This window comes from Rickettsia philipii str. 364D (assembly GCF_000283995.1).
GTDB classification, from domain to species: domain Bacteria; phylum Pseudomonadota; class Alphaproteobacteria; order Rickettsiales; family Rickettsiaceae; genus Rickettsia; species Rickettsia rickettsii.
On the sequence record NC_016930.1, the window covers coordinates 48,644 to 68,043 of the forward strand.

Below are 19,400 nucleotides of genomic sequence, written 5' to 3' on the forward strand. Positions count from 1 at the left end.
TCCTCCATACCTATATTTTGACTTTTATTAAATTTAACCGGTGGGGTTATACTTAGTTTAAGCTATGATACTGAATTTAGTTAACGGTTTAACAACTTTCCTATCACTGCGTATTGCGATAGATTCTCTAGGGTGATTTTTTTCATATTCTGCATCTATCTTTTATCCACCTTTTTTTTTGTCTGCAATTTTATTAGTTTTAGCAGTTAATGCCATTATAGCAGCAAGTGTTTCTTTTCTACTTTTTGGAATGACTCTTTTATTTTCTTTTTTAGTGCCGTAACAACCTATTGTTGCACCGCTTGCATAAATACTACCTGCTTGCTGAGTAATATGACAGTTTTTAAGTAATTGTTTATCGATGTCTGTTTCTTTTTATACCGGTATATTTTGATACTGCTTGAGATATTTTATTATGTTCATTAAGCCCTTCTCTATCTTTACCGCTGGCACACATTGTGCATATTTCTTCCTTATTAAACTAGTGGTTTTAGTTTCTTGTTTATTTTGTCTTATTTTCGCTGTTAAATTACTTAAGACATCTGATATATTTAGATTAATATTTTCTTTATCAAAAGATATAAAAGGAAGTTTTGTCTCGAAGGATACTCTAAAAGGAATATCTGCTTGTTCAATATTTTTTCTTAATGTTACAGCTTTTTTTAATATTTCTTTTTCCTGATCCGTTAAATTTGCATTGTTAATTGTTTCTGCTGCATTTCCTGTAGGTTTATTTATCCTAAAAAAATGTTCAAATTTGCTTCTCGGTTTAATATGTGCTTTTAATTCATCAATTCCTTTTTCAGTCGGTAAATTTTTTGCTATTTTGTTTAAAGTATCACTCACTCCTGCAAAGTTATTTGTTACTCCTATAAGCCTAAATAAATTAAGAGGAGTATTAGTATTTTTCCCACCGACATTTTCCATAGATTTTTTTGTCTGATCAACAATTGTGGGATCATTGCCAGCTCCTATAGGACCTGAGTTTAATTTATTAGTATGAAGAGTAAAGCCGTCTTCAAGCCATTCTTGAGCTTGGCGTGCATTTAAGTCGGTAATTTTTTGTCTAGAATCTATATCATTTGAAATCGAGGCTAATGTATCTGCATATTTAGATGTAAGCAATGTTTCAAAATTTTTACCGTCTTTGTCGGTTATTGTCCCAATTTTCTCAAAGGCGTTTTTCATGCCAATAATTTGTCGTAACTGGGTTGGGATAACATGCCTACCGTTTTAAATTGTATCAGTATACTGATCAACAAGCTTCCTCTCGCATTCAGGCATTACATTATACCAGTTTTTACCGTCTCTATTTTGATATTCTTGCTTTTGTTCTTCTGTCAAGCCTTTAAAAGCTACTTCCGCTTCGACTACAATATGCTCTTTTCCCTCATCATTGATGACTTTTGACAAAGTGACTATATTACAATGCTCATCATTGAAATTTTGAAAATCTTTAGCAACATTTAATTTTTTATGAGCATTTTTAATACCACTTTTTCCTAGCAATTCAGCAACACTGTCAATTTCAGCTTGCCTATTTTTTGAGATGTTTTCTTGTGATTTTTCCATATTCAAAGCATTAAAACTATTAATAAATTTTACTGTTTCTTTATTTAATTTCAGCACAAGCTCGGGTTTATTTTTGCCCTTTGCTATGTTTATCGCTCCTCTGATAGCATTTAAATATTGCATTTCAAAAGCTTTAGTGCCTAAAACAATTTTTTCATTGGGATTGTTACGACCGTCACGTATTAATATTGGAGTTTCACCTTTTTCCCTTCAATTTTCGCTCTATTTGTTTCTAAAGTAACGCCTATTCTGGGTGTGGTTAAAAATTCTTTTGTATGATTTAATAAAAATTCCTTATCGTTATCAAATTGTTTTTTTAATGATGAAAGCATTATAAAATTCTATATGTAGTTGTGCATCTCTTGTTATTTTAATTAAAAATTATTATATAAAAATAGTCTAGTTAAAAATATTTAACTTTATTAATTAAGATATATTATTTATATGAATATTGATAAATTTACTGCACATGCTAAATCATTGATAGCTAGTAGCCAATCACTTGCTGCTAAAAATGATCATCAGCAAATATTACCTTTGCATTTATTATCTAGTCTTTTAAGTGAAGAAACAGGTATAATTCAAACCCTTATTAATAATACTGGCGGTAATATAAACTTATTAAAAGATCAAGTTCAGCTAGAACTAAATAAAATCCCAAAAGTTCAGGTTGAGGGAGGAGGACAAGTTTATTCTTCTGCTGAAGCTTTTAAAGTTTTAGAAAAAGCTAGTAGCATTGCTAAAGACAGTGGGGATAGCTTTGTAACCATAGAGCGTATATTTGAAGCATTAACTTATGATAATACTATAGCCGGTAAAATTTTAACGAATAATGGAATTAATAATAAAAAAATAGCAACAGCTATTTTACAGTTTCGTAAAGGCAAAAAAGCAGATACCGAATCGGCAGAAAATAGTTATGATGCTTTAAAGAAATACGGCAGAGACGTAACAGAGCTTGCAGAAAGCGGTAAGCTTGATCCGATCATCGGACGTGATGAAGAAATAAGAAGAACGGTGCAGGTACTATCACGACGTATGAAAAATAATCCTGTATTGATTGGAGAACCTGGAGTTGGTAAAACTGCTATAATAGAGGGGCTTGCACAACGAATATTTAGTAAGGACGTACCTGAATCGCTTATTAATTGCCGTATTATTGAGCTTGATATGGGAGCTTTAATAGCGGGAGCTAAATATCGAGGCGAATTTGAAGAGCGTCTTAAAGCAGTGCTTAGCGAAATCAAAGAATCAAGCGGTGAAATTATTTTATTTATCGATGAATTGCATCTATTAGTCGGTACGGGAAAAACCGACGGTGTTATGGATGCCTCGAATTTACTAAAGCCGATGCTTGCTCGTGGTGAGCTGCATTGTATCGGTGCTACTACGCTAGATGAATATCGTAAATATATCGAGAAAGATGCAGCACTTGCTCGTCGTTTTCAGCCTGTTTACGTGAGTGAGCCGACGGTTGAGGATACTATATCAATACTTAGAGGAATTAAAGAAAAATATGAGCTGCATCATGCAGTGCGAATTTCCGATAGTGCAATAGTTGCAGCAGCGACGTTATCAAACCGTTATATTACCGATCGTTATTTACCTGATAAAGCTATTGATTTGATTGATGAAGCTTGTAGCCGTATGAAAATAGAGCTATCAAGTAAACCAGAAGAGCTTGATGAGCTGGACCGTCGTATTGTTCAGATAAAAATAGAGCTTGCAGCACTTAAAAAAGAAAATGACGAGCATTCTAAAAAGAAAATAGAGCATTTAACTACAGCATTAGAAAAATTAGAGTCTAAATCCTATGATATGGGAGCTAAATGGCAAGCTGAAAAGTCTAAACTACAGCAAACACAAAAGCTCAAAGAAGAACTAGACCGTAGCCGAAACGAGCTTGAACGTGCCGAACGTGATGCTAATCTCGCTAAAGCTAGTGAGCTAAAATACGGAATTATACCTGAGATTATGAAAAAGATTCAGGAAGCCGAAAGTATGGATAATAAAGGGCTGTTAAAAGAAATTGTATCGGAAAGTGATATAGCAAGTATTATCTCTCGTATTACTGGTATTCCAATTGATACGATGCTATCAAGTGAACGTGAGCGTCTGCTTGTGATGGAGCAGAAATTACGAGAATCGGTAATAGGCCAGGATAAGGCAATTAAAGGTGTTAGTGATGCGGTAAGAAGATCACGTGCAGGGATTCAAGATATTAACCGCCCGCTTGGTTCGTTCTTATTCTTAGGACCGACCGGAGTCGGTAAAACCGAGCTTACCAAAGCCTTAGCTGGTTTTCTTTTTGATGACCGTAATGCAATACTTCGTATAGATATGTCGGAATATATGGAGAAGCACGCTATTTCTCGCTTGATAGGAGCTCCTCCCGGCTATATCGGATATGATCAAGGCGGAGTGTTAACGGAGGCAGTAAGACGTCGTCCTTATCAGGTAATATTATTTGATGAGGTTGAAAAAGCCCATCCCGACATATTTAATATTATGCTGCAAATACTTGATGAGGGAAGATTAACAGATAGTCAAGGTATAACAGTTGATTTTAAGAATACTATAATAGTTTTAACGTCTAATTTAGGTGCTGAGATACTCGTTAATCAGAAAAAGGACGAAGATACATATAAAGTAAAGGATGAGGTTATGGAATATGTAAAAGCAGTATTTAAACCTGAGTTTTTAAACAGATTAGACGAGATTATATTATTCCATCGCCTAAATCGTAATAATATTCATGATATAGTTAAGATACAGCTTGAAAGTTTAAAGAAAATTTTACTAGCACAAAATATTATTCTTGAATTTGATGAATCTGCATTAAATTATTTAGCCGAAAAAGGTTATGATCCAAGCTTTGGAGCAAGACCATTAAAACGTCTTATCCAGCGGGAAATACAAAATAATTTAGCCAAAATGATTTTAGCAGGCGAAATAAGTAGCGGTAAAACGGTTAAAATAAATGCAAAGGATAAAGAATTGAAGGTAACAATAAGTTGATTAATTTTTTCCGAATAACGAATTATCGCATAATCCACTATTCTTGTTAAAGGCACTGTTTAATAATTATTGATTTTGTCATTGCGAGCTATTAAAAGATTTGTTGCATAGCTCAAAAAACGCGTTTGATGTCATTCCTGCGGAAGCGGGAATGACACAAAACGAGCAATGCAACAAGACCATAACTAAAAGGAGTATGGTCATCTAGAAAAAGTAATAAAAAATTCTATTAATTAGTATTAATAATATTCAATTTCAGCTAATGTTATACTTTCAGTACCTGATAATTTATAATAATCACTACTAGTAGAGTTAGGAATTTGTAAGTCAAATAATAGTGCTTTTTCTTCTTTATACGGATCAACTAAGTAAGAATTTGTAATATCTGTAACTATTGGCGATAAATAGGTTGTTGTTTCAATAAGCTTATCAATAGCATTCTGTCCGTCTTTTAATATTTTATCGACTAATTTTTTATCTTTATAAAAAGTATTTACGGCCCCTATTAAGGCTGTTGATATCTCATATATAATAACACCGTTTTTAATTATATTGGTTATATTAGAGTCTAATTTTGCTGTTTTAGAAAAAATTAAAGAAATAACAGTAGTATATTTATTAAATACATTAGGTAGTGCTAAAAAAGTATTTACGGCTGAATAGGCAGAATTGGTTGCTTCTGAAAGACAATTAAATGCTTTGTATATGTTTTCATAATTGCTATTGCTCATAAACTTACCTCTTTTTTATATACATAATTGCCATGTTTCATGGTAATTATGTATCATACTACTAAATTAAGAAGTGTCAATATTAAAAAATTATATTTCTTCTTAGAGGATATCAGTAAATAAATTTTAATTACTAATATCCTCTAAACTCCACCTAGCTTTTGGAGAGAAATTCAAAGGAGTAAATAACTTATTATTGTAACGCTCAAGTCCTGCATATGCAATCATTGCAGCATTATCGGTGCATAAGTGGATAGGTGGATAAATAAGCCGATAACCATATGTTTTAGCACAGCTACTTAATATTTTTTGTAAATATTTATTAGCAGCGACACCGCCGGCAATAACTATATTCTTCTTATCAAAATTATTTGTTATTTGTTCATATGCTCTAATAGCATCTTGTACCTTACTACTTAGAATTTCTCCTATAGTAAATTGAAAACTTGCTGCTATATCATTGATTACAGTGTCATTAATTTCCTTTAAATTCATTATTAAAGTACGCACGGCAGTTTTAAGTCCTGAAAAGGACATATTGCAATTACCGCTGTTAATTATAGGTTTTGGAAATTTATATTTATGAGGATCGCCAAGTTTTGCTCTTTTCTCAATTTCAGGTCCTCCGGGAAAAGCTAAGTTTAGCATTTTGGCTACCTTGTCAAAGGCTTCGCCTACGGCATCATCTATAGTAGATCCTAGTATTTTATATTTTCCGAGACCTAAAACTGCTACAAATTGGCAATGTCCGCCTGAAGCTAACAAGAGTAAATAAGGATAAGGAATATTATCGGTTAGTCTTGCGGTTAAAGCATGACCTTCTAAATGATTAATTGCAATAAAGGGTTTTTTTAAAGCACTGCTTAGTGATCTTGCAAACATTGAGCCAACTATAATACCGCCGATTAAACCTGGACCGGAAGTTGCAGCAATTGTACTAATGTCCGTTAATTTAGTGTTGCTTTCTTTTAAAACATTTTTTAATGCTTTATCTAGATGCGATAAGTGAGAACGTGCAGCAATTTCAGGTACTACCCCTCCAAAAACTGCATGTTCTGTATTTTGTGAAATGATTATATTAGATAAGATTTCTCGATTTTCGGTGATTATAGAAACAGCTGTATCATCACAGCTTGATTCTATACCTAAAATTTTTATCATTCAAATTGAAACTAATTAGAGGCGTTGTTAAGTAAAAAATGATAGTTTGCGTCATTGTGAGAAGGTGTTGTCCACGTGGATACTGATGTCATTCCTGTGTAGGCGGGCATGACATAACAGGACCCATGTGAAAACACCAACACCCGCTTGCAATCACGATATCTATCTTTATTTAATAATGCCTAATTAGATACCTTTAAGGTATTTAATTGATTATACAGCTTATAAATAGATTGTTCGGCATCAATAATTTTTTTATTAACTATTTTTAATAGTTTTTCCGAAGATTTTTCTGTTATTTGCTTTGCAGCACTTACTTGCTCCGCTAAATTTTTAAGTGATTCTTGTATTTCTACAAAAGATTTTTTAAATTGTTCTTTGATAGTAATAGATGATTCTTCAAGCTCTTTAATTTTTAAGCATAGATTTTCTAATAAATGATCTATTTTAGTTTGCATTAAAGTCAATTTTTGCTTTTGTTTTTCACTAAGATAGCTTAAAGTTTCTTGCATTTTTGCCTGTATACGTACTTTTGTAGTACGTTCAAGTTCTGAAGCTAAACCGATTTTACTCATTAAAAATATTATCCATTTGTGAACGTCCAAATGATACCATTTTGCACCGTTACGATAATCTGAAGGAAAAGCATGATGGTAATTATGCCAATTTTCACCGAGTAAGAATAATGCCATCCACCAAATATCTCCGGCAGTGCCTTTGTAATATTTTTTACTACCGGCAAAGTGGCATAAAGAATTAACGCAGAAGGTTGCTTGCTGCTGTAGGAATCTACCGAGCCCCATAAATAAAAATCCTGCATATGCCGATTGCACAGTACCACCGACTAAGTAACCGATAAATAAAGGCACGACAATATTCATAAAAGCTGCTATTTGCCAATAATATTTTAGCTGCCATTTTAATAAATTGTTTTTCCCGTGCTTAGCCCAAGTAATGCGATCAATAGACTTATAGCTACCGCTTCCGACTAGCATCCATCCTATATGAGACCACATAAAGCCTAAAAATTTATTATCAAATTTTAAAGGAGTATGCGGATCTTGGTCTTGGTCCGTATATCTATGATGTTTATAATGATTCGATGCCCAAGATAAAGCTGGTCCTTGTAATGTTCCTGCAGACAGCATAATTAAGACAAACTCGGCATATTTATTTATTTTATAGGCATTATGAGACCATAACCTATGCAAACCGATCCCAACGGTAATATTATTAATATAATAACTAGCAATTATAAAAATAACTTCAGTTAGCCCTATTCCATAATCAAACGAATATTTAACTACAAGAGATATAATAAAAATAGGATAAAATATTAAAGCAAATAAAGCGGGCTTATTTAGTTTACTTAACATAAAATTTACAGTTTTTAGTTATAAAATATATAAATCGGCAACGAATAAAATCTTAATTATATTATACACCAATATTAATAGATATTAACATACTTAATGCATAAATACAAAGAAAATTTTGACAATAAAATTCTAGTTATCCTTATTGAGACAATAACCGATAAACGAACGGTTGTAATAATTAAATTGTCTTGCCCTAAGACCTCTCTAATCCTATTTATATGAACATCTATAGAGACGTTCATTGAAGGTCTCTTCACTTTCCCATAAATATTTTATTATTTCTTACGCAAAAATACTTCATTTGGGACCTGAAAAAAAAGTTGTAAAATTTTAAACTCAGTAGGACCTAGAGGAATATTCAGTCCGTCTTTGTATACTTTTTTAGTATTTAAATCAATATTTAGATTCTTAAATTTAATAATATTATCTTGTACAACTGACTTGAAACGTCTCAATAAGCTCTTTAAAGTACCTACTATTTGCTCAGATAAGAAGGGCTTATAAAAAAATAGCACGTTATCGTCTATTTCTGTTAGTTATTTATTGTTATTAAAGGATTTTCTTGTAATTCTGCACTAATAATCATGATAACAAGCAGCTGACTAAAAAAATAAGTTAATGCTTTTTCTAGAGTTGAAGCCCTCATTATATTAAATCCTGCTCTCTCTTATATCATTACTTAAAGAAATATTAACACTTTTTTATTTTTTTCTTCTATAATTAAAACTTCAGGTAATAGCTCATCAAACACTGCATTAATCTTAATTAATATTTAGTAAATAATTAAAAATTTTTGTAATCTAATTTATTAGAGTTTATAGCAAACTTTTTATAAAAAGAAACAAAGAAATAATAATTTTTTAAAGATAATACTTGAACTTAATAGTTTTAGTTGCTATAAATACTTTATTTTAAAGTTTGTTGGAGATTCTTATATATCATGAGCTTTTATGAGTCAGTTTTTATTATACGTCAAGACGTATCATTAAACGATATAGATAAAATCGTTGATGATTTTGCTAAAATTATTAAAGATAATAATGGCACTATCATAAAAAAAGAATATTGGGGGTTAAGAACTTTAGCTTACAAAATCGGTAATAACAAAAAAGGACATTATTATTTTTTAGGTCTAGATATTACTGGTAATGTAAAAGAAGAGCTAGAAAGAAAAATGAAGCTTAACGAAAATATCATTAGATTTCTTACAATTCAAGCAGATTCAATTAGTAGTGAACCTTCACCGATATTAAAAAATCAAAGTACAGAGAATGCTCCGGTAATTGACGTAACGATTAATAATTAAATTTGTAAGAATTAAGGTTAAAGAATGTTAAAAAGTAATAATGCTAGTGAAACAGCTGCTCACAAGGTAGGAGATAAAACTGCTAAAAAAGTATTTTTTAGAAGACGTAAAGGATGCCCTCTTTCTGTGCCTAATGCACCTGTTATTGATTATAAAAACCCTGAGCTTTTAATAAAATTTGTCTCTGAAGGCGGTAGAATGTTACCAAGCAGGATCACAAATGTTTGTGCAAAGAAACAAAGAAAGCTAAATAATGCTATTAAAATTGCAAGAATTTTAGCGTTATTACCTTTTGTATTTCAAGCTAAATAAAGGCATAATACATGGAAATTATATTAATAAAACCCGTAAGAAAATTAGGTAAAATTGGCGACATACTCAAAGTAGCAGACGGGTTTGGTCGTAATTATCTTTTACCGCAAAAATTAGCTATTAGAGCTACTGAGCCTAATAAAGAGCTAATAGTTAAACAAAAACACGAATTTGAAGCAAAAGATAAGCAAATAAGAGAAGAAGTAGAAAAAATTAATGCTCTTATTAAAGATCAACAATTAGTTTTTATCCGTCAAACATCAAATGACGGTAAACTTTTCGGTTCGGTTACTAATAAAGAAATAGCCAATAAATTATCTGAAAATATATCTTATAATATTTCTCATTCAAATGTTATTCTTGATAAACAAATTAAATCTACCGGAATTTATACAGTTGAAATAAGACTCCATGCAGAGCTTAATGCTATAGTTACGGTTATTGTTGCAAGATCAGAATCAGAAGCACAAGATTATTTACGCGAACAAAAGACTGAAACTTCAGAAGATTTAGCTGAGTCAGCATAAATTTTTTTTATCATCTAATTGTGTAGTTTTTTGTTACCATTGCAAAAGTAGAGCATTGTTGTATGGATTGAGAAACTTGTTCGATGTCATTCCCGCGTAGGCGGGCATCCAGCATAAAGCAAGATAAATCGAGCTTTTAATTTCAAGAATTTGCTGTATTTATACTTTTTTCTGGATTCCTGCTTTCGCAGGAATGACATAAGAGCCATGCAACAACGTCCCGCCTACGCGGAAATGACATACTACTAAGTTTGACCACAATATCCAAACACTTTACAAACAGTACTAACATTTTTCAACCATGCTATATGAAAAATTTGAGTATAATATCAATAATCTAATAGGTAATTTTAGCTTATCTAAAATATCGATTGCAGTATCTGGTGGGAGCGATTCGGTAGCACTTCTTTATCTTGCTAATATTTGGGCAGAGAAAAATAATATAGAATTATTTGTTATATCGGTTGATCATAACTTACGGGAACAGTCGAAGCAAGAGACCCATTATATCCAAAATATCAGTAATAGTCTAAATCGCAAGCATTATAGTTTATCTTTTGACCATCAAAATAATTTTTCCAATTTACAAGAAAGAGCAAGAGAAGGACGCTATGATTTGATGACCAATCTATGTCTAGAACTCGATATATTAGTACTTTTAACTGCTCACCATGAAGATGATTACGTAGAAAATTTTTGTTTAAGATTAGAGCGTAATAGCGGTATATTTGGACTTAGTAGCAGTAATATCAATTGGTATAATAATATACACATAATTAGACCGCTATATAATATTCCAAAAAGTGAATTAGTAGAATATTTAGTCAGTCATAATATAAAATGGTTTGAAGATGAGTCAAATTCATCTGATAAATATAGACGAAATGTTATTAGGCAAAAATTAGCTAAAGGTGCAGATTATATTAGACATTTTTCCAAACCAGTTTATAGAGAGGAATTTAAAGGAGACACGGAACGTAGCACCGCAGCGTACACAAGCGTACGTGAGGATGCGAGTACCGGAACGGCGTCTAAATTATCTCTAGAAGCGAAGTGTGGAAAGATGTCTAAAGCCGCAATAATCTCACAACAACTTAAAACCAACAAACGTATAGAAAACGAGTTTAAGCCTGAATTAATATCGGCGATAGCTGAAGCGGTCAAGATTTTTGAATATGGCTTTGCTTTTCTTGATTTAGTTAAATTTGATAAGTTTTCAAATGAGGTGAAAGTACAAATAATTAATTTTTTACTGATAATAATTAGTGGACAATCTAGAGCAGCTCGTTTTTATTCGGTAGAACCTATTTTGAAATTAATTACTCAAGACGTAAACTTTAAGAATACACTTCATGGCTGTATAATTAAGCGCATACAAAACGAGTTACTTATATACAGGGAATTCGGCAAAAAATTGCCTGAGAGTAAAATATTACTAGATAAATCCGTTATTTGGGATAATAGATTTTGTATCACAAAAAATCAAGAAGCTCCAAATTGTTTTGTAACTCATCTATCGTTAAAAGATTATAAAATAATAAAGAAACAATTAGATTTAGAACCTTTGAAAAATCTATCTTGCAAAAACCACAATGCAGTTTTATTGACCTTACCTATCATTAAAATACTTGAAAAAGTTATAGCAATACCACATATATCATATTATGATAACGACATGTGGAACTTTGAAGTATCTTTTTCTCCAAATTTTGTATCTCGTTTCACCCATTTTTGCTAACACCGGTATTTAAGAGGTTATCTGTAAATAAATTTTAACTATAAAATTTATTTACAGACCTCTCTTATACCAATAAAAATTTTATTAGGTTTTATATCGATGAATAATCAAGGTAGAAGTATTTTAGCTTGGGCAGTACTTTTTATTTTTGTAATATTACTTTTTAATGTGTTCCAATCTGACGGTTTACTTGGTGGAAGAAATAATATAACTTTTTCGGATTTTTTAACACGAGTTGATGAAAAGACCGTTAATTCGGTAAAAATTCAGGGTAGAGTAATTGAAGGCACTTCAAATGACGGCTCTACTTTTAATACTTATGCTCCTGATTATCCTGATTTAGTAAATCGTCTTACTAGCAATGACGTTAATATTGAAGTAGTGCCTCTTGAAACAAGAATGAATACCTTTTTAGGCTTTTTAATTTCTTGGTTTCCTATGCTTTTATTGATAGGTGTTTGGGTTTTTTTCATGCGTCAAATGCATGGAGGTGGGAAAGCTATGGGGTTTGGAAAATCTAAAGCTAGGTTGCTATCAGATAAAGGACCAAAAATTACCTTTAAAGATGTAGCAGGTATCGATGAAGCAAAAGAAGAATTAACTGAAATAGTAGATTTTTTAAGGGATCCAAGCAAGTTCCAAAAGCTTGGTGGTAAAATACCGAAAGGCTGCTTACTTATAGGTCCTCCCGGAACCGGTAAGACACTTCTTGCTAAAGCAATTGCAGGTGAGGCTAATGTTCCGTTTTTTAGCATATCCGGCTCTGATTTTGTTGAAATGTTTGTAGGTGTTGGTGCAAGCCGTGTGCGTGACATGTTTGAACAGGGTAAACGTAATGCTCCTTGTATTATCTTTATCGATGAAATTGATGCGGTAGGTCGCCATAGAGGTATCGGTATGGGTGGCGGCAATGATGAACGTGAGCAAACCTTAAACCAAATGTTAGTCGAAATGGATGGATTTGAAGCAAATGAGGGAGTTGTGATCATTGCAGCTACAAACCGTCCTGACGTTCTTGATCGTGCATTACTGCGTCCCGGTAGGTTTGATCGTCAAATTGCCGTTGCAAACCCTGATATAAACGGTCGTGAGCAAATTCTAAAAGTACATTTAAAGAAAATTAAATATAATAGTACGGTACTAGCACGAATTATTGCTCGCGGTACTCCGGGCTTTTCCGGTGCTGAACTTGCTAACTTAGTTAATGAAGCTGCTCTTATTGCTGCAAGGCTTGGTAAGAAAGAAGTAGATATGCAAGACATGGAAGAGGCAAAAGATAAGGTGCTGATGGGAGTTGCACGTCGCTCCATTGCAATGTCAGAGAAAGAAAAAAGGTTGACTGCATATCATGAAGGCGGACATGCATTAGTAGGACTTTATTGTCCTGCAGCATCACCTATTCATAAGGCTACGATTATACCGCGTGGTAATGCTCTTGGGATGGTGCAAAGACTTCCTGAAACTGATGAATATTCTCAGAATCGTGAACAGATGGAATCATCTATAGCAGTTTATATGGCAGGAAGAGTAGCGGAGGAAATTATTTTCGGTAGAAATAAAGTTACCTCAGGAGCTTCGTCGGATATAAAAGGTGCAACTAATATTGCCAGAGCGATGGTTACAAAAGCAGGTTTAAGTGATTTAATAGGACCGATATTTCACGGTTCAAGTGGTGACGATATGTATGGTAGACAACCTAATAATGAAACCTCGGAAGCTACTGCAGAGTTAATTGATGCTGAAGTTAAAAGAATTATTACGCAAGGATATGAATTTGCAAAAGATATTTTAACAAAACATATAGATCAACTTCATACCTTAGCAAATGCTTTAATTGAATATGAGACATTGTCCGGTCAGCAAATTAAAAATTTACTTAGTGGTAGAGCTTTAGATTCAGAAGAGGAGAATAAATTTCCTTTTAATGATTCATCTACTATAAAAATAGATAAAGAAAAATCACCTGAGAAAACAAAAACAACTAAAGCTAAAAAAGAAAATTACGCTTCCTAAGTTTAGTAGTATAATTTACGTATAAATGATTTATTTTGTGGTATTGGTGGTTTTAGAAAAGCCTTGGAAATAAAGGGGCTTGAATGTGTTTTTTCATAGACAAAGATGTACAAGAAGCATATAAAAGAAATTTCGGTGATAAGCCATATGGTGATATTATGGAAATATCAGAAACCAAAATCCCTAAACATGATATTTTATGTGCCGGTTTTCCTTGCCAATCTTTTAGTATTTCAGGTAAGAGGCTTGGTATAGGAGATGTAGACTTTTGTATGCAATAATCAGAATAGTACAATATCACAAATCCTATATATTATTGCTTGAGAATGTTAAAAATATTCTGAATATTAATAATGGCAGCGTAATTGAAACTAAAAAATTAGATGAGATTATAAAATATATATGACTCAATAAAAGAGCAGTTTAATGGATAATGGAATATACTTGATCAACTTCAAAATTGGCGAAGTCGTTCTACAAGTACTGCGGTACTCACGTGTTAAGTATACGCTGCGTTCCTCGTCTTGTGAACTCCTGGCTCTTTTTGAAGTTGATCTTCGTATATGGATTGCTAACTATAAATATCGTCATTGTGAGTAGGCATTGTTGCGTGGACCAGTAAATGCTCTTGATGTCATTCCCGCTTCTGCGGGAATGACATCGGTATCCACGCTGGCAATACCTTGTGAGTAACTGTAAGTAGCATGGCAACCTAGAGACATTAATGTCATCCACGTAGCAGGTATGAAAGATTGTGAATTAGCTAATGATTTTGTATAGTTCTAAAAACAAATTTTAAGAGAGTACTTAAAATGGCAGAGTTAAGGTTACCGCCAAATTCAGTAGTAAAAAAAGGTAGAGAGCATAAAGAACAAGAGGAAATGCTTAAACCTAGAAAGATAAAAATTTATAGGTATGATCCTGATCTTGATAAGAATCCTACTATCGATAGTTTTGAGATAGATTTAAGCAAAACCGGACCGATGGTTTTAGATGCTTTAATTAAAATCAAAAACGAAATCGATTCTACTTTAACTTTTAGGCGTTCTTGTCGGGAAGGAATTTGTGGTAGTTGTGCAATGAATATTGACGGTACAAATACTTTAGCATGCATAAAACCAATAGAAGATATATCAGGCGATATCAAAATCTATCCGCTTCCTCATATGAAAGTAGTGAAAGATTTAGTACCTGATATGTCGCATTTTTATGCACAATACGAATCTATAGAACCTTGGCTCAAAACTGATAGCCCTACCCCTTCAAACTCTGAAAGGTTACAGTCGATTAAAGACCGAGAAAAGCTTGACGGTGTATATGAGTGTATATTATGTGCTTGCTGTTCTACTTCTTGTCCTAGCTATTGGTGGAACGGTGATAAATATTTGGGTCCTGCGATTTTACTACAAGCACATAGATGGATTGCCGATTCAAGGGATGATAATACCGGTGAACGTCTTGAAGCTTTAGAAGACCCATTTAAGCTTTACCGTTGTCATACGATTATGAACTGTACTAAGACCTGCCCGAAAGGCTTAAATCCTGCTAAAGCTATCGGTAAAATAAAAAGTTTAATTGCAGAACGTCACGGTGTGTGATTCTTAATTAATTATTTTTAAAAATGATAAAATAATGAAAAAAGCAATTATTTTCTGTTGATTGTAATAATACCATGACACAAGGTGAAATGAATTATTGTGTCGTTGCAGAATATAAGAAAGTTGATAATAAATCAAATATACCAAGAAATATTAAAACAATATTTCAGACAAACGAGAACAAGTTAATTTACTTAAAAAATCCCCAAATTAATGGATTAAGTACCGAGATGCTGATTGTGAAGTTCGAAGTTTTGGGGTTTATAGCGGTTCCGTATACCCAATGATACTGCTTATGTGTCTTACATCTTACAGGAAAAACCGAAGAGCGTATAAAAAAGAATTTGAAGCCATGCTGAAATGTGAAGAAGGGGACTTAAAGTTGTCCATTTATAATCAAGACTCAGAACCTAGGTTTTTTTGTGGACATTTCTAGTTGATTTGCTATTTTGAGGTATTTTGTAACAAAAATTAATAAGATTTTTGCGGAATAGTTAGTCATATTTCAAAAAAATCTTATAATTTGCAGCAACAAATTAGAAATGTCCACAAAACCTAAATTAATTCATAATTTGTAATACTTTAAATAATTCTCCCATTTGTTTCGGTGATATTAGTCTTTCTACCTGTCTTTCTATTATTTGTGCCTGCTCAGACATCTTGCCAAACTCTACTTCTAGAGGTAATTTATACGTCGATCCGATACTCGCATCCTCACGTACTAAAGTGTACGCTGCGGTGCTGCGTTGCGTGTCTCCTTTAAATTCCTCTCTATAAGCGAATTTGGCAAGATGTCTATCATTAAGCTTGTCTTGCAATGTTTGTTTACGTAATAAGATTCCATTTTCTATTAAAAAATCTCGTTGCGATATTGTATCTATTACGTTTATTTTGCTGTTTTTAGCTACCGTCTTTAATGCATAAAAATCCACATGTGCCGATAAATCAGCTTCTCCAAGATTTTCAAGGATGGGGCAATATTTATGGTTTTTAACCGCTTGTAATGTTTGATTATATTGATATCTAGTTCTACCATTCGGAGCTATATCATAGCCGTAATCTATTATTAAGCCACTGCCGCTTAGTCTTTTTAGATGCTGCGCTATAAATTTTATAATTTCTATCGATTTATAAGATTCTTCAAGTACTGCCCCGTCTTTTGCTTCAATATGAGTACACAGCAGATATTCTTGTAATTGCTTATTAACGCTTATTTTATCGTATTTAATTCTTTCGTCTACCGGCTGCACTACAAATATTCTTTCATACCATAATTCCTTGACTTTAATATATTGCTTTATCGGTATAGCATCAAAGAATTCGTTAGCTATTATTATAGTAGGTTTTTTTGGTATATCTTCTACAAATGATTGATGACTAATCGGTAAATTAATATCTTGTAAATTAGCCTTTTGATAAGCAATAAAATTTTTATTAATTTCTATTAGTTCAATTGATAAGGCTTTATAAAATTCCGGTACTAATTTTGCAGTACGTAGTAAATCACGCATTAATAGACCTCGACCAGGACCAAGCTCTACTAAACTAAGACTTTTTGGGCAGCCAATTCTTTGCCACTCTCTGATACACCATAAGCCGATAATTTCACCGAATAGCTGTGAAATTTCAGGAGCCGTAACAAAGTCACCTTCATTAGCTAATGATTTTACTTGCTTATAATAGGAAGTAGGATTTAAGTTTAATACCTCCTGCATGAGGACATCGCAAGTAATATAACCGTTTTGATCAATTAATTGTCTTATTTTGGATTCGATTGACATATTAAATAACTTCCTAAAAGTAACATAGGTACAGATAAAATTTGTCCCATAGTTAAGCTATCTAAAATAAACCCGATTTGTATGTCGGGTTCTCTAAATATTTCAATAGTGATTCGGAAAAGACCGTAAAATGTGAAAAATATTCCTGAGTTTAAACCGCACTTTTTAAGAGTTTTGTGCTTAAATGTTGCATATGCTAAGATACTAAATAATACTAAACCTTCAAAAAAAGCTTCATATAATTGACTAGGATGTCTTGGCATCAAATCGCTATTTGGAAAAATCATACCAAAAGAAGCATTTGTAATACGTCCGTATAGTTCGCCGTTAATAAAATTAGCGATCCTACCTAAAAATAATCCGATAGGTACTGCAGGGGCTATTATATCCGTGAGACTTAAAAAATTAATTTTATATTTTCGGCAAAACAAATAAGCAGCAATAATCCCCCCTAAAGCTCCGCCATGGAAAGACATCCCGCCTTCATAAGTTTTTAAGATATCTATTGGATTTGAAAAATATCTAGAAGGGTTATATAATAAAACAAACCCTAGTCTGCCTCCGACTATTATGCCTATAACGGCATAAGTAATGAAATCTTCTAGATTTTTTTTGGTAATTTGAGGCTTAAATTTTTCTATAATTTTATTTGCATAGAACCAGCCTAGCAAAATTCCTATTACATATGAAAGAGAATACCAAGAGATAGCAAGTGGACCTATAGAGAAAATAACTGGATTGATATTAGGAAATGTCATAGATAAATAAGTTATTTAATTCATTTAACGTCTGAGTTACGGAAAATTACATAAGTAATTGACTAGGCAATTCAGTTTTTTATTATTTTTATGGGTTGCTGCAGCTGCTTCGTGGCTTTGCAATGACAGTATCTATATTTGCTTAGCAATACCAAATTCTTTTGAGTTAAAATTATTGATAAAAATAAAATTCTTAGTAATAATAAAAAAGATTTATATTCATAATAATAATGATAGGTAAAATATGCAATATTTAATGGATCTATATCATACCTCAAGTACTGAGTTAGTATTATTGTTTTTTATGTTAGTATCTCTTATACCGGTGATATTTCTAATTAAAAGATTAATTTTTATTCCGGTAAAAAATTATTTAACTAGACATCATTATGATGATTATGAAAGGATAAAAAAATATCCTATATTTCGTTATTTATTAAATACTTTATTAGCACTTTACTTTGTATGTTGGGGAAAGATTTTTCATCCTACTTCTTTTAAAGCACATGTATTACTGGGAATCAAAGATACTATAGTAATCTTATATACTGGTATATCTGTGACGATGTTATTATTAACGCTTATAGATGCTTTTGCAGATCTGTATCAAAATAGAATCAAAGCCGTTACAAAAAATGCACCGCTTAGCTTATATTTTCAAATATTAAAAATTATTGTCATAGTTATTGCAGCAATGGTAACTATTTCATATATATTAAATATTTCGCTTAGTACATTCTTAACAAGCTTAGGTGCAGCCGCAGCTCTTTTAACATTTGTTTTCAAAGATACCGTTTTAGGATTACTTGCAAGCTTGCAACTAACTACTCAAGAAATTATTAATATTGGAGACTGGGTACGTATAGGCGCAATTGAAGGAACAGTTGAAAAAATTACTATTTCCGTAGTAACAATTAGGAATTTTGACCAATCTATTTCCACAGTTCCTACTTACAGCATTTTAAATTCTAACGTAACTAATTATAGAGGAATTAGTGAATCAGGAGCAAGAAGGGTAAAGAGAGTATTTAATATTAATATGGCAACTATTAACTTCTGTGATGCTAATATTTTAAAAGCACTAAAAAAATCTCCTTATATATCAAAGGATGTAATAGATAAAATCACTCTTGATAAAGAAGAGAAAGATTTAACCAACATTAAACTATTCAAATTATATATTCAGGAATATCTAAAAAATAATCCAGCAGTTTATACCGAAGGGTTTACTTTTCTAGTAAGACAGCTTGAACCTACGATTCATGGGTTGCCTATAGAAATATATATCTTTGTTAAAGAAGTAAATTTAGTAGGTTATGAAAATATACAGGACAATATTTCTGAACATTTCATTTCTATACTTCCTGAATTTAAATTAAAAATATTTCAGAATGTAGGAGTGGTATAATATATCCGAAGTAAAATGAAAAGTAGTAAAAATAAAAAAATAAATTAAATTTGTATCCAAGATGGAAGTTGTCTTTCAGCTTGGATATTCACTACTTT

General features: G+C 32.1%; 17 protein-coding genes and 1 pseudogene. 10 read left to right on the plus strand and 8 right to left on the minus strand.

Annotation, left to right across the window (positions count from 1 at the left end; genetic code table 11):
* Positions 1 to 375: 375 nt before the first annotated feature.
* Genes RSA_RS08735 through RSA_RS09195 form a run of 3 tightly spaced genes read right to left on the minus strand, consistent with a single transcriptional unit; the run spans position 376 to position 1,904 of the window.
* The gene (locus RSA_RS08735; RefSeq protein WP_231284238.1) at positions 376 to 1,188 is read right to left on the minus strand and encodes a hypothetical protein; all 813 of its coding nucleotides are present in this window, start codon (positions 1,186 to 1,188) and stop codon (positions 376 to 378) included.
* 45 nt (positions 1,189 to 1,233) lie between these two features.
* Positions 1,234 to 1,695, minus strand: coding sequence for a hypothetical protein (locus tag RSA_RS09190; RefSeq protein ID WP_231284239.1), 462 nt, complete (start codon positions 1,693 to 1,695; stop codon positions 1,234 to 1,236).
* 59 nt (positions 1,696 to 1,754) lie between these two features.
* Positions 1,755 to 1,904, minus strand: a complete 150-nt coding sequence (locus tag RSA_RS09195; RefSeq protein WP_014364350.1) for a hypothetical protein — start codon at positions 1,902 to 1,904, stop codon at positions 1,755 to 1,757.
* A gap of 112 nt (positions 1,905 to 2,016) precedes the next feature.
* Here RSA_RS09195 and clpB point away from each other — a divergent pair, with 112 nt between their 5' ends.
* Complete coding sequence (gene clpB, locus RSA_RS00300; RefSeq protein ID WP_014364351.1) at positions 2,017 to 4,590, plus strand: ATP-dependent chaperone ClpB; 2,574 nt, start codon at positions 2,017 to 2,019, stop codon at positions 4,588 to 4,590.
* 239 nt (positions 4,591 to 4,829) lie between these two features.
* On the opposite strand, the gene RSA_RS00305 is transcribed toward clpB, so the two are convergent.
* From RSA_RS00305 to RSA_RS00315, 3 genes are all read right to left on the minus strand, one after another.
* Positions 4,830 to 5,321: a DUF5424 family protein gene (locus RSA_RS00305; RefSeq protein WP_014364352.1), complete on the minus strand. Its 492-nt coding sequence runs from the start codon at positions 5,319 to 5,321 to the stop codon at positions 4,830 to 4,832.
* A gap of 126 nt (positions 5,322 to 5,447) precedes the next feature.
* Positions 5,448 to 6,482, minus strand: coding sequence for a tRNA (adenosine(37)-N6)-threonylcarbamoyltransferase complex transferase subunit TsaD (gene tsaD, locus RSA_RS00310; protein WP_014364353.1), 1,035 nt, complete (start codon positions 6,480 to 6,482; stop codon positions 5,448 to 5,450).
* Positions 6,483 to 6,664: 182 nt separating this feature from the next.
* Positions 6,665 to 7,858, minus strand: coding sequence for a fatty acid desaturase (locus RSA_RS00315; RefSeq protein ID WP_014364354.1), 1,194 nt, complete (start codon positions 7,856 to 7,858; stop codon positions 6,665 to 6,667).
* Positions 7,859 to 8,801: 943 nt separating this feature from the next.
* On the opposite strand from RSA_RS00315, the gene rpsF reads away from it, so the two are divergent.
* The 8 genes and pseudogenes from rpsF (at position 8,802) to RSA_RS10175 (ending at position 15,791) form a co-directional block, all read left to right on the plus strand.
* Positions 8,802 to 9,167, plus strand: a complete 366-nt coding sequence (gene rpsF / locus RSA_RS00325) for a 30S ribosomal protein S6 (protein ID WP_012150292.1) — start codon at positions 8,802 to 8,804, stop codon at positions 9,165 to 9,167.
* 24 nt (positions 9,168 to 9,191) lie between these two features.
* A complete protein-coding gene (gene rpsR / locus RSA_RS00330) occupies positions 9,192 to 9,479 on the plus strand; it encodes a 30S ribosomal protein S18 (RefSeq protein ID WP_004996865.1) in 288 nt (95 codons plus the stop codon).
* A gap of 11 nt (positions 9,480 to 9,490) precedes the next feature.
* Positions 9,491 to 10,006: a 50S ribosomal protein L9 gene (gene rplI / locus RSA_RS00335; RefSeq protein WP_012150293.1), complete on the plus strand. Its 516-nt coding sequence runs from the start codon at positions 9,491 to 9,493 to the stop codon at positions 10,004 to 10,006.
* 301 nt (positions 10,007 to 10,307) lie between these two features.
* On the plus strand, positions 10,308 to 11,744 hold the full coding sequence (gene tilS, locus RSA_RS00340) for a tRNA lysidine(34) synthetase TilS (protein ID WP_012150294.1): 1,437 nt from the start codon (positions 10,308 to 10,310) through the stop codon (positions 11,742 to 11,744).
* Between the two features lie 99 nt (positions 11,745 to 11,843).
* The gene (gene ftsH, locus RSA_RS00345) at positions 11,844 to 13,757 is read left to right on the plus strand and encodes an ATP-dependent zinc metalloprotease FtsH (RefSeq protein ID WP_014362702.1); all 1,914 of its coding nucleotides are present in this window, start codon (positions 11,844 to 11,846) and stop codon (positions 13,755 to 13,757) included.
* 63 nt (positions 13,758 to 13,820) lie between these two features.
* Positions 13,821 to 14,163 (plus strand): annotated as a pseudogene (dcm, locus tag RSA_RS09200) (DNA (cytosine-5-)-methyltransferase).
* 406 nt (positions 14,164 to 14,569) lie between these two features.
* Complete coding sequence (locus tag RSA_RS00355) at positions 14,570 to 15,355, plus strand: succinate dehydrogenase iron-sulfur subunit (protein WP_014364357.1); 786 nt, start codon at positions 14,570 to 14,572, stop codon at positions 15,353 to 15,355.
* Positions 15,356 to 15,572: 217 nt separating this feature from the next.
* Positions 15,573 to 15,791 carry a hypothetical protein gene (locus tag RSA_RS10175; protein ID WP_286036518.1) on the plus strand — a complete coding sequence of 73 codons (219 nt, stop codon included), beginning with the start codon at positions 15,573 to 15,575 and terminating at the stop codon, positions 15,789 to 15,791.
* Between the two features lie 124 nt (positions 15,792 to 15,915).
* Here RSA_RS10175 and RSA_RS00365 read toward each other — a convergent pair whose 3' ends face one another.
* Both RSA_RS00365 and lgt read right to left on the minus strand, forming a co-directional pair.
* Positions 15,916 to 17,136 carry a class I SAM-dependent methyltransferase gene (locus tag RSA_RS00365; protein WP_014364359.1) on the minus strand — a complete coding sequence of 407 codons (1,221 nt, stop codon included), beginning with the start codon at positions 17,134 to 17,136 and terminating at the stop codon, positions 15,916 to 15,918.
* Entirely contained in the window at positions 17,115 to 17,894 is a 780-nt protein-coding gene (gene lgt, locus RSA_RS00370) for a prolipoprotein diacylglyceryl transferase (RefSeq protein WP_014364360.1), read from the minus strand. The genes RSA_RS00365 and lgt overlap by 22 nt, the downstream gene beginning before the upstream one ends.
* A 244-nt stretch (positions 17,895 to 18,138) precedes the next feature.
* On the opposite strand from lgt, the gene RSA_RS00380 reads away from it, so the two are divergent.
* Positions 18,139 to 19,302, plus strand: a complete 1,164-nt coding sequence (locus RSA_RS00380) for a mechanosensitive ion channel family protein (RefSeq protein ID WP_012262194.1) — start codon at positions 18,139 to 18,141, stop codon at positions 19,300 to 19,302.
* Positions 19,303 to 19,400 lie beyond the last annotated feature (98 nt).